Source organism: Stenotrophomonas sp. P5_A9 (assembly GCF_056400525.1).
In genome coordinates this window covers 1-11,839 of sequence record NZ_JBFULC010000055.1, presented here as the reverse complement: position 1 = coordinate 11,839, position 11,839 = coordinate 1, and the positions used below count along the sequence as shown (strand labels likewise).

8 protein-coding genes are annotated in these 11,839 nt (G+C 67.7%); 1 reads left to right on the top strand and 7 read right to left on the bottom strand.

Translation table 11 applies throughout. The annotated features are described in order from the left end of the window. Positions 1-188 precede the first annotated feature (188 nt). The 7 genes from AC1DR7_RS15985 to gap form a co-directional block, all read right to left on the bottom strand. A complete protein-coding gene (locus AC1DR7_RS15985) occupies positions 189-1,193 on the bottom strand; it encodes a class I fructose-bisphosphate aldolase (RefSeq protein ID WP_256777445.1) in 1,005 nt (334 codons plus the stop codon). 166 nt (positions 1,194-1,359) lie between these two features. Further along, the gene (pyk, locus tag AC1DR7_RS15980) at positions 1,360-2,826 is read right to left on the bottom strand and encodes a pyruvate kinase (RefSeq protein ID WP_457317918.1); all 1,467 of its coding nucleotides are present in this window, start codon (positions 2,824-2,826) and stop codon (positions 1,360-1,362) included. A 213-nt stretch (positions 2,827-3,039) separates the two neighbouring features. Further along, positions 3,040-3,708 carry an HAD hydrolase-like protein gene (locus AC1DR7_RS15975; RefSeq protein WP_256777447.1) on the bottom strand — a complete coding sequence of 223 codons (669 nt, stop codon included), beginning with the start codon at positions 3,706-3,708 and terminating at the stop codon, positions 3,040-3,042. Further along, the gene (locus AC1DR7_RS15970; RefSeq protein ID WP_256777448.1) at positions 3,708-4,883 is read right to left on the bottom strand and encodes a phosphoglycerate kinase; all 1,176 of its coding nucleotides are present in this window, start codon (positions 4,881-4,883) and stop codon (positions 3,708-3,710) included. Before AC1DR7_RS15970 ends, AC1DR7_RS15975 begins: the two co-directional genes overlap by 1 nt. 658 nt (positions 4,884-5,541) lie before the next feature. Next, positions 5,542-6,900, bottom strand: coding sequence for a DUF3999 domain-containing protein (locus AC1DR7_RS15965; RefSeq protein WP_457317928.1), 1,359 nt, complete (start codon positions 6,898-6,900; stop codon positions 5,542-5,544). A gap of 5 nt (positions 6,901-6,905) precedes the next feature. After that, positions 6,906-9,572: a DUF2339 domain-containing protein gene (locus AC1DR7_RS15960; RefSeq protein WP_457317917.1), complete on the bottom strand. Its 2,667-nt coding sequence runs from the start codon at positions 9,570-9,572 to the stop codon at positions 6,906-6,908. Between the two features lie 184 nt (positions 9,573-9,756). Next, positions 9,757-10,761, bottom strand: coding sequence for a type I glyceraldehyde-3-phosphate dehydrogenase (gene gap, locus AC1DR7_RS15955; protein WP_256777450.1), 1,005 nt, complete (start codon positions 10,759-10,761; stop codon positions 9,757-9,759). A gap of 201 nt (positions 10,762-10,962) precedes the next feature. Here gap and AC1DR7_RS15950 point away from each other — a divergent pair, with 201 nt between their 5' ends. After that, complete coding sequence (locus tag AC1DR7_RS15950; RefSeq protein WP_256777451.1) at positions 10,963-11,592, top strand: OmpW/AlkL family protein; 630 nt, start codon at positions 10,963-10,965, stop codon at positions 11,590-11,592. The last annotated feature ends 247 nt before the right edge of the window (positions 11,593-11,839 follow it).

Here is an 11,839-nt window from a genome sequence, read left to right as displayed (position 1 = left end):
CATGCGTGGCTGCTGCCTGCTTGCGATCAGGCACCGCGCGCAGCCATCCGGGCGTTGCGCACAGCCCCCCGCAGGCACCGCGCACAGCCACCCAAGCACCGCGCGCAGCCACCCATGGGGTGGCTCTACCCCACCAAAAAAAACGCCGGCGCGAGGCCGGCGTTTCTTCATGTGCGGTCAGGCCGGTATCAGCCGTTCCACTTGCCCAGTGCCGCCTGGCCGTTTTCCTTGGCGCGGTCGTACACGGTCTGCTGTGCCTTGGCGATGTTGGCCTTGGTGTCCTTGGCCCACAGCTTCAGCGCGGCCTGCTGCATGGCGCGGCCGTAGGAGAAGCTCAGCGGCCACGGCAGGTTGCCCATCTGGTTCATGGCATCCAGGTGTGCGGTGGACTGCTCATCGCTCTGGCCGCCGGACAGGAACACCACGCCCGGCAGGATCGCCGGCACGGTGCTCTTGAGGCACATCACGGTCGACTCGGCCACTTCCTCGACGTCGGCCTGCTCTTCGCAGCCCTTGCCGGAGATGACCATCGAGGCCTTCAGGATGGTGCCTTCCAGCAGCACGTTCTGCTGGTACAGCGCGTCGAACAGCGAACGCAGGGTCGCTTCGGTGACTTCGTAGCACGTCTCGATGTCGTGGTCGCCGTCCATGATCACTTCCGGCTCGACCATCGGCACCAGGCCGCATTCCTGGCACAGCGCCGCATAACGGGCCAGCGCGTGGGCGTTGGACTCGATGCAGGTACCCGACGGGATGCTCTCGCCGATGTTGATCACCGCACGCCACTTGGCGAAGCGCGCACCCAGCTTGTAGTACTCCTGCAGGCGCTCGCGCAGGCCGTCCAGGCCCTCGGTCACCATCTCACCGGGGCAGCCGGCGAGCGGGTGGGCACCCTTGTCGACCTTGATGCCCGGGATGATGCCGTGGTCGGCCATGTACTTGGCGAACGGCACGCCATCCTTGGTGGACTGACGGATGGTCTCGTCGTACAGGATCGCGCCGGAGATATGCTCGTTCAGCTTCGGCGTGGTGAGCAGCATCTCGCGGTAGGCGCGACGGTTCTCTTCGGTGTTCTCCAGGCCGACGCTGGCGAAGCGCTTGCCGATGGTGCCGGTGGATTCGTCGATCGCGATGATGCCCTTGCCCGGGGCGACCATGGCCTGGGCGGTTTCAGCCAGCTGTTCGATGCTCATGTATTTCCTGTGGCGGGTGCGGGAAAACCGCAATTATAGCTCCCGCCTTCCGTGAACTGACCGTCCACGGAATCTGGAAACGCTTTCAGATGGCCAACGTGTGACGGCGCGACGTTTCCGCCGCGCCGCCGTGTGCTGCACTGCCGGGCGTCGCCCGGCCCTCCCCTTACAGGTCGCCCAGGCCGCTGGCGCGACCGTCTTCGCCCACTTCCAGCAGGCGCAGGGTGTTGGTGGCGCCGTGGGTTTCCATGTGCTCACCGCTGGTGAACACCACGCGGTCGCCGGCCTGCAGCTGGTTGGCTTCCACCAGCAGGCGGATGCTGCCGCGGGCCGCTTCGCGCGGGGTGAAGCCGCGGCTGTCGAAGTTGATCGGGAACACATCGCGCATCAGCGCCATCTGGCGGCGCGCGCCGTCATGGCGGGTCACCGCGAACACCGGTGCCGAGGCACGGAAACGCGACAGGTAGCGCGCGGTGCCACCGGATTCGGTCATTGCCACGATCGCGCGCACGCCCACGTGCTGGGACAGGAACATGGTGGCCATGGCGATGGCCTGGTCGGCACGCTCCAGCCCGCGCGGCGAGGCGCCGAAATCGGTCTCGGTCTGGAACTGACGCTCGGCACCCAGGCAGATGCGCGCCATCGCTTCGACGGCCTTGACCGGGTAGGCACCGGCGGCGGTTTCGGCCGACAGCATCACCGCATCGGTACCGTCGATGACCGAGTTGGCCACGTCCAGCACTTCGGCGCGGGTCGGGATCGGGCTTTCGACCATCGACTGCAGCATCTGGGTGGCGGTGATCACCACCTTGTTCTGCGCCAGCGAGGCCTTGATGATCTTCTTCTGCAGGCCCGGCAGCTCGGCATCGCCGATTTCCACGCCCAGGTCACCACGCGCGACCATGACCACGTCGCTGGCGTCGATGATCTCTTCCAGGTTCTCGATCGCCTCGGTGCGCTCGATCTTGGACACCAGCGCGGCATAGCAGCCATGCGATTCGGCGATTTCGCGCGCATCGTTCATGTCCTGCGCATTGCGGCAGAACGAGACGGCGATGAAGTCCACGCCGATCTTGGCCACGATGCCGATCAGTTCCTTGTCGCGCTCGGTCAGCGCGCCCAGCGACAAGCCACCGCCCTGCTTGTTCAGGCCCTTGCGGTCGGACAGCACGCCGTCGTTGAGCACGGTGTTGATGATGCGCTCGCCCTGCACTTCGATCACCTGCAGCTGCATCAGGCCATCGTCGAGCAGCAGCACGTCACCGGCGGCCACGTCCTGCGGCAGGCCGAGGTAGCTCACGCCCACCTGGGTGGTGTCACCCGGCGGCGGCGTCGCCGAGGCGACCAGGTCGAAGCGGTCACCCGCCTTGAGGTGGATCTTGCCTTCGGCGAAGCGCTCGATGCGGATCTTCGGGCCCGGCAGATCGGCCAGGATGCCCACTTCCACGCCCACCCGCTGCGAGGCGGCGCGCACGTCGGCGGCACGCTTGGCCTGGCCGGACGGATCACCGTGACTGAAGTTGAGGCGAACCACGTTCACGCCGGCGCGGAAGAGATCCTCCAGCACGCCCGGCGGGTCGGTTGCCGGTCCGAGGGTGGCAAGGATCTTGGTACGGCGCTGACGCTCAATCATGGTAAATGGGCTCCCGGGAAAGGATCGAAATTAGCACACCCTTCACGTCCCATGAATACGTTTACAGCCTTGCGGTGTCTGGGTTTGTCCGATGTCCCGCAGACAGCGCCGGACCGCCGCGCGGACATCGGCCGACGCGCGAATGGCGACAAGCCCCGACACGATTGGCTTTGCGCACGACATGCGGCGGCGTACGGGACGCCGCCGCAGCGGTCAGGCGAGCACGGTCAGCAGGTCATCCGGCGCGTTGGCCAGATGCTGCGCACCGGCTTCCTGCAGCTCCTGGGCCCCGCCAAAACCCCACAACACGCCGATATTGCGCATGTTGTGATGGCGCGCACCGGCGATATCCATGCGCCGGTCGCCGATCATCCAGCACTGCTGCGGGACCAGTGACAGCCGCTGCAGCGCCTCGGCCACCAGCTGCGGCTTCTCGCTGCGGCTGCCATCGATGGTCGCCCCGATCACGTCCTCGAAGCAGCTGCCGAACGGCAGGTGCTCGACGATGCGCCGCGCATGCGGCTCGTTCTTGGCGGTGACGATGGCCAGCCGATGGCCGCGATCATGCAGGGCCTGCACGACCTGGCCGATGCGCGGGTAGACCTCGTGTTCGCGCCAGCCGACCACGTCGAAACGCTCGCGGTAATACGTCACCGCCTGCTCGACATCGGCCGGATCGGCGAACAGCGGCGCGAAACTGGTGCGCAGCGACGGGCCGATCCAGCGCCGCAGTTCTTCCTGCGGCGGCACCGGCTTGCCCATCTGCGTGAGCGCATGCGCCACGCACTGGGTGATGCCGACCGCCGAGTCGATCAGCGTGCCATCCAGATCGAAGAACAGGACATCCCGCCCGGCATCGGCGTGACGCCCCACGGTCGCCATCACGCGCCCCGTGCGTCGAGCGCGGCCACGGCCGGCAGGGTCTTGCCTTCCAGGAACTCCAGGAACGCGCCGCCGCCGGTGGAGATGTAGCTGATCTGATCGGCGATGTCGTACTTGTCCACCGCCGCCAGGGTGTCCCCGCCGCCGGCGATGGAGAACGCCGACGAGGCGGCAATCGCCTGCGCCAGCGCCTGGGTGCCGTGGCTGAAGGCCTCGAACTCGAACACGCCGACCGGGCCGTTCCAGACCACGGTGCCGGCCTTGGCGATCAACCCGGCGTAGTGCCGGGCGGTGTCCGGGCCGATGTCCAGGATCAGGTCATCCTCGGCCACATCGGCCAGCGCCTTCACCGTGGCCTCGGCATCGGGCAGGAACTGCTTGGCCACCACCACGTCGGTCGGCAGCGGGATCTCGGCGCCGCGCGCCTTGGCGTCGGCGACGATCTGCTTCGCCGTGTCCAGCAGGTCCGGCTCGTACAGCGACTTGCCGACCGGGTAACCGGCCGCGGCGATGAAGGTGTTGGCGATGCCGCCGCCGACGATCAGCTGGTCGACCTTGCCGACCAGGCTGGAGAGCAGCTCAAGCTTGGTGCTGACCTTGCTGCCGGCCACGATCGCCAGCAGCGGCGTTGCCGGGGCGTGCAGGGCCTTGGCCAGCGCGTCCAGCTCGGCCATCAGCAGCGGACCGCCAGCGGCGACGGGGGCGAAGCGGATCACGCCGTGGGTGGAGGCCTGCGCACGGTGCGCGGTGCCGAAGGCATCCATGACGAACACGTCGCACAGCGCCGCATACTTCTTCGCCAGCGCTTCATCGTCCTTGGCTTCGCCGACGTTCATGCGGCAATTTTCCAGCAGCACGATCTCGCCGGGCGCGACCTCGACACCGTCGACCCAGTCGCGCACCAGCGGTACGTTCACACCGAGCAGATGCGAGAGCCGCAGCGCCACCGGCGCCAGCGAATCCGCGTCGCTCCACACGCCTTCCTTCGGCCGTCCCAGGTGCGACATGACCATGACCGCCGCGCCCTTCTCCAGCGCCATCTTCAACGTCGGCAACGATGCGGTGATGCGCTGCTCGGAGGTGATGTTGCCATTCTCGATCGGCACGTTGAGGTCCTGGCGGATCAGCACGCGCTTGCCGGAGAGATCGAGGTCGGTCATGCGAACGATGGACATGGGCAACTCTTTGGCTGAAAAAGGAAAGGGCGCCGCGCACGGCGCAGACGCCCATTGTCCCGGCTGCGCGGGCGCATCGCAAATTTTCGGGCAGAAGCGGAGGCAGGAGCAGGAGCCAAAGCCAAGTCCAACGCCAACGCCCTGCGGCCGATGCTCCTGCGCGGTGCGAGGGCCTGTAGGTTCACGGGACACGCTGCAAGTCCCGCTCCGCGGCCCGGCCCAGCCGCTGGCGGCTGTGCGTTCGGACGCATGCGAGGCAGTGCCCCGCAAGCAATGCGCCCTCACACCTGTAAGCTCCGTCGCCGCATCCATGCGGCTCAGGGTCCCGTGAACCCACAGGCCCCCACACTCGACAGTAGGTCGGTGCGCATGGAAAAGCCCACCGGTAGTGCCGGGCGCTGCCCGGCAGCTCTTCCCCCCACCGCCAACGCGACCCACTGTCAGGAGGTGGGCGGGTAGCCTTGCCCAGGACCGTGTGTTGCCATGGATGGCAACACCGAGCCCCCAAAGACGGGTTTACGGCGTGTTCTGGGCAAGGCTACCCGCCCACCTCAGGCCAAGAACGTCAAGGCGCTGCTACCAAAAGCGCTGCTGCTGGCCGCTGCTCCGGAAGCCGTTTCCCGCGAGGCAGTTCTTCCCGCAGAAACCAGCCAATCCATCACTCCGCAGCACCGCCTGGCTTCTGCCGCAGCACGCTCACCGCAAACCCACCCACCACCAGCACGCCCAGCACCAGCAACCCCCACAGCAGCCAACGCTTCCAGTCGCGCTGCGGCGCCACCGCCGCATCGCCGGCCAGCACCTGCGCCGGGCCCTGCAACGTGGCCAGCGCCGGTTGCCACTGCGCCCCCTGCTGCTCCCGCAACTGCGCGATCACCGTCCCCACCGGCGCATCGCTGCGCGCCATACGCACACTGCCCGCCGCCACGCTGTAGGGCCCCTCGCCCTGGCTCAGGAACACCAGCGCTTCGGGCTGATAGCCCAGCTTCAACGTCGGCGCCGCGCTCGGCTGCGCCTGCCCCGCCACCAGCTTCCAGTAACGATCACGACTGGGCACCGGCAACGACTGCGTCTGCGACCGACGCCGCTGCGCCGCATCCTGCACCTGATAGGCCACCCACGGACCGGCGCGCACCTGCCACGGCTGGTTCGCATCATCGCGACTCAGCAACGTCCACTGCACCACGCTGTTGTCGGCCGTGGCGATGTCCACCTGCGCAATCGGAAAGCGCCCCTCCAGGCGGTACTCGAACTCACCCGGTTTGCCCGCTGTGTCCGTCAGCGACTGCCAGCGCCAGTCGATCGACTGCGCCGCCGGCACCAGCTCGGCCTGCACCGCCGACAACGCCGGCAGCGCGTCGGCGTCCATCGGCAGAATCCGGAAGTACTTCGCCTGGTGCCCGATTTCAATGCGCCGCTGCTGCAGGCGCTGCCCATCGTGCTGCAGGTCCACCAGCGGCACATCGTCGGTGATGCGCTGCCACTGCCGCAGGTCGTCGCTGGCTTCCACCCGCACCCGCGCCTGCAACGCCGTCTGCGTCTGCCAATCCAGCCGCAGCGCCTGCACGCCCACGTGCAGCGCACTGGCATCGACCAGCCAACCGGCGGCCTGCGTGCTGGCCGCGCCGCTGCGCCCCAGTCGCGCTTCCACCCGGCGCACGCTGCCGTCGGTGTTGCGCTCTGTCAGTAGTTGCAGGTCATCGGCGGCCGCGCCGGCCAGCGCCGGCAACGGGAACCACGTCAACGCCTGCCATTGCGCCTCGCGTGCCAGCGGCTGGTCGGCCGCCAGCAGGGTCGTCGGCAGCGCCTGGCCCTGCGCATTGAACACCTGCACGTCGGCCAACTGGGGCGACACCGCGCTGCGGTAGACCGCTTCGTCCAGCAGCACCCGGTAGGCACCGGCCTGCGGCTCCGACAGCTGCAACGGCCATTGCTGGCGATAGTCCTGGCGCGCATCGGCGGCCAGTGCCAGGGACGGCAGGGCGGCCAGCGACAGCGCCGCGATCAGGGTGCGCATTCGATTCACGGGTGTGGCTCCACGGCGGGTTCCGGGGCGCGCGGCGGCGCCGGCGCGAGGTAACCCACGACCGTGCACAGCAGGCCGTAGGCGATGAAGGAGGAAATACCCAGCAGGTTGCCCAGGTGCTGGCGGTCGATCAGCACCAGCTTGGCCAGCACCACGCCCATCAGCACCGCGCCGACCAGCCACAACGTGCGCTGGCCGCGACGCGAGCCCCATACCCAGCTGATCACGCCGAGCACGCTCCAGACCACAGTCAGGCTGGTCTGGGCCAGGGTCGAGGACCACAGCGCGTCGTTCCAGGCTACGCCGCCCCAGTGGTGCACGGTATGCAGCGTGGTACTGGTAAGCAGGATGAAGCCGGCGATGGCCAGCAACGGCACGCGCATGCCACGCGGCCCGTCCGGCGCCTGCGCCGACCACAACCAGCGCGCCGCCAGCGCCAGCACGGCCAACTGCACCAGTTCCATTGGATTGAGCAGCGGCAGCCACGGCAGCGGTGCCGATCCGGCCGGCAGCATCAGCAGGCCCAGCCAGGTGACCCCAAGGACCACGAACAACGTGGAGGTCAGCGCCGTGCGCAGCGCATTGAAGCGCGCGCCCAGCGGCACGGCCAGCCACGACCAGCGCAGCAGCGCGGTAGCGGTGACCAGCAGCCACGGCAGCACCCCCAGCGCGATCGACCAGCCCTGCGCCAGCACGAAGTGGTCGGCCAGCCACGTGCAGGCCAGGGTGACCACCGTGGGCCACAGCAGCCACCAGCTGAACTGCGCCGCCAGTGCCGCGCGGTCCTGTCCGCCGCGCAGGCACCACAGGCTGCGCACGCCCAACACTGCAAATACCGCCCAGGCCACGGCGCCATAGCCGGCGAACGGCTGCTGATGCACATCGGCCTGCCACAACGCCAACGGGAACGCGCTCAGCAGCATCGCCAGCGTGGTCAGCGCCAGCGCGCGGGCCGGTGCACGGCGGTGCACTTCGGCGGCGGCCCAGGCAGTGAACGCCACCGCGATCAGCAGCGCATCGGGGCGGCTGTCGCGCGCGACGAAGCGGCCGATCTCATGTGCCACCCCGCCCAGCCACCACAGCAGGCCCCACAGGTAATAGACGATCGCCGGCGCATCCTGCTGCGCGCGTCGATAGCTATGGGCGGACGCGAAGCCGGCCAGGGCCAGCAGCACGCCGCTCATGAAGGTCGCATTGGCGATCGCGGTGGCGTCCTGGTGCCAGTAATCGGCCCCGACCACAAAGCCGAACGCCGCGCCCAGCTGCAACAGCGCACCGGCGATCTGCGGCAGCCAGCGCTTCTGGCGCAGGCCCAGCCAGACCAGCCCGGCGCCTTCCAGCGCGAACACACTGGCGGTGGCGCGGGCGGACAGTGCCAGCGGCACCGCCAGGGTGGCAAACCCCACCGCCAGCACCGCGTGCGACTGGCCCAGCACGGCATAGCGCGCGCGCCGGATCAGCGCCCAGCCCAGCACTGCATACAACGCGGCCAGCGCCAGCGCACACAACGCCAGCAGCAGGCGGTCGTCGTGCAGCATGCCGGCCTGCAGCGAGAAGGCGACCAGCGGCGTGCCGAACACCAGGCTGCCGTCGACCAGATCGCGCTTCTCCGCCGGCTGGCGGCGCGCATAGAGGATCGGGATGAGCAGGTAGAAGACGAAGAACAGCAGCAGGAACGGCTCGGTGCTGCTGAACTTGTCGGCGTTGTACTGCAACACGCCCCAGGCCGTACCGATGCCGAAGGTAAAGGCGAACCCGAGCAGGTTGAGCACCCGCCACGGACGCCACCAGGCAATGGCCAGGATGGCTGCGTTCAGCACGGCGTAGTAGGCGAACAGCGCCACGTGGTTGCCGCTGCCGGTGGACAGCCAGATCGGCGCCATGAACCCGGCCAGGATGCCCAGCACGGCCAGCGTGCGCGAATTCTGCACGACCGCCAGCACGCCCATGCCGGCGATCAGCAGCACGCTCATCGCAAATGCCGGCAGTGCATCGATCAGGTCATAGCGCTTGAACGCGGCGAACAGGGTCAGCAGCAGCACGCCGATGGTGCCGCCCTGCAGGGCCAGCGCAAACAGGCGCCGGCTATCGCGCTGGATCCAGCCGAACACCAGCCCGCCCAGCGCCGCCGCGGCAATCGCGGCCAGGCGCAGTTCGATCGGTGCGTTCAACCAGCCCTGGTCACTGGCGTACTTGAGCAGCGCAGCGACACCGGCCAGCAGCACCAGCATGCCGATCTTGACCGGTACGTTGCCCTCGGTGAACCACTGCTTGATCGTGCCGATGATCCGCTCGCCGATGCCCGGGCCCTGCGGCGGTGCGGGCGGGAATGGCGCGCTGGCCGCCACCGGTGCAGGAGCCGACGACGGCAGTGGCGGTGGACGGCGCGGCGGCTCCGGGGTGGCGGCCAACGGCGCGGCAACCACCGCCGGTTCGGGAGGCGGTTCGGCRGCAACCGGCGTCGGCGCACGGTAGGCGGTCTCAGCCCAGCCCAGCGGCGTGCTGATCGGCACCTCGGCCGACGGTCGCGCGCTGGCATGGAACTGCTGGCTCTCCAGCGCGGACACGCGCCGACGCAGGCCGGCGATCATCACCAACGCCACCACCAGCAACACCGGGATCAGCAGTACCACTACCGCCAGCAGGACAATCAGAGCTTCCATTCCACGCCATCCTCAAAGGGGAGCCCCGGCGGCATCCTGCCGACGCCATGCCGGTGGCACGCGGCCATGCTAATGGATCGGCGGCAACTGCGGGGCGCCCCCTGCCCGCCCCTGTGCCGAGCCACAAACGACGAACCCCGGCACAGGGCCGGGGTTCGCAGGAATCACCGAGGCTACGCCGCGCTTACTTGGCGGCGACGACCTTGGCCATTTCCAGGCACTTGTTGGAGTAGCCCCACTCGTTGTCGTACCAGGACACCAGCTTGACGAAGGTGCTGTCCAGGGCGATGCCGGCGTCGGCATCGAACACCGAGGTGTGGGTCTCGCCGCGGAAGTCGGTGGCCACGACCTTGTCTTCGGTGTAGCCCAGGATGCCCTTCAGCGCGCCTTCGCTCTGTGCCTTCACTTCGGCGCAGATCTCGGCGTAGGTGGCTTCCTTTTCCAGTTCGACGGTCAAGTCGACCACCGACACGTCCGAGGTCGGCACGCGGAAGCTCATGCCGGTGAGCTTCTTGTTCAGCTCCGGGATCACCACGCCGACGGCCTTGGCTGCACCGGTGGAGGACGGAATGATGTTTTCCAGGATACCGCGGCCGCCGCGCCAGTCCTTGTTGGACGGGCCATCGACGGTCTTCTGGGTGGCGGTGGCCGCATGCACGGTGGTCATCAGACCGCGCTTGATGCCCCACTTGTCGTTGATGACCTTGGCCAGCGGGGCCAGGCAGTTGGTGGTGCACGAGGCGTTGGAGATGATCGCCTGGCCGGCGTAGGTCTTGTCGTTCACGCCGAACACGAACATCGGGGTGTCGTCCTTCGACGGCGCCGACAGGATCACCTTCTTGGCGCCGGCATCGATGTGCTTCTGCGCGGTGTCCTTGGTCAGGAACAGGCCGGTGGACTCGATGACGACGTCCACGCCGACTTCGTCCCACTTCAGGTTGGCCGGGTCGCGTTCCTGGGTCAGGCGGATTTTCTTGCCGTTGACCAGCAGGTCGCTACCGGACACTTCCACGTCGGCCTTGAAGCGGCCATGCACGGAGTCGTACTTCAGCATGTACGCCAGGTAGTCCGGCTCCAGCAGATCGTTGATGGCGACGATTTCGATGTCATTGCCGAAATTCAGCACGGCCGAGCGCAGCACATTGCGACCGATGCGACCGAAACCGTTGATGCCAACCTTGATTGCCATGTTCACAAGCTCCTGCAGCCGCGACGGTGCGGCGCCGATGGAAAGGGGCGTTCATTCTAGCAGGGCCGAACCGGGGCCAAGGCCCCGATGGCGAATGGAAACCGGTTACAGGGTCAAAATCCGCGGATTGATCCGGATCAAGGCGCAGCGGGGCCGGGACGGGAAAACTGGCCCCATTCCACCCCGCAACGAGACACCGTCATGCGCAAGACCTCCCCCCTCCTGCTGTCCAGCCTGGCCGCCGCGCTTGCCCTGGCCGCCGCGCCCGCCATGGCCCAGTCCAAGGGCGACTGGACGATCGGTGCCGGCGTGCACCAGGTGGCCCCGAAGTCCAATAATGGTTCGCTGGCCGGCGGCACGCTGAAGGTCGATGTCGACAACGACATCAAGCCGACCATCACCGGTGAGTACTTCATTGCCGACAACCTGGGCATCGAGCTGCTGGCGGCGCTGCCGTTCAAGCACGACATCAACATTGCCGGTCTGGGCAACGTGGGCAGCACCAAGCACCTGCCGCCGGTGATCTCGCTGCAGTACCACTTCAACAGCAAGGGCAAGGTGTCTCCGTTCGTCGGCGCGGGCATCAACTACACCACGTTCTTCAGCGAGAAGACCGGCGGCGCGCTGGCCGGGAGCAAGCTGACGCTGGAAGACTCCTGGGGCCTGGCCGCGCATGCGGGCCTGGACTTCGCGATCAACGACAAGGGCTCGCTGCGCGTCGATGTGCGCTGGATGGACATCGACAGCAAGGTGAAGCTCAACGGCGAAAAGATCGGCACGGTCAACATCGACCCGCTGGCCTACGGCGTGTCCTACGTGTTCAAGTTCTGATCGGCGGATCAGAACCCGACAGCGCAACACCCCTCGCAGCAAGCGTTTTTCCCCGGCTTCGGCCGGGGATTTTTTTTGGAACTTCTCCAATGGACGCAGCATCCTGTTCCACGGGCTGGAGCAGATGGCGTGCGGCGGCGCTGCGCGCGTGACCGGGTATGCAGTGATCGGATGGCGTCTCCGATCGGGTCTGTCGCGCGCGTGAGGGCCCCGTCGCGGCCGGTAGGCCCCTGGCGCAAATGTCCCC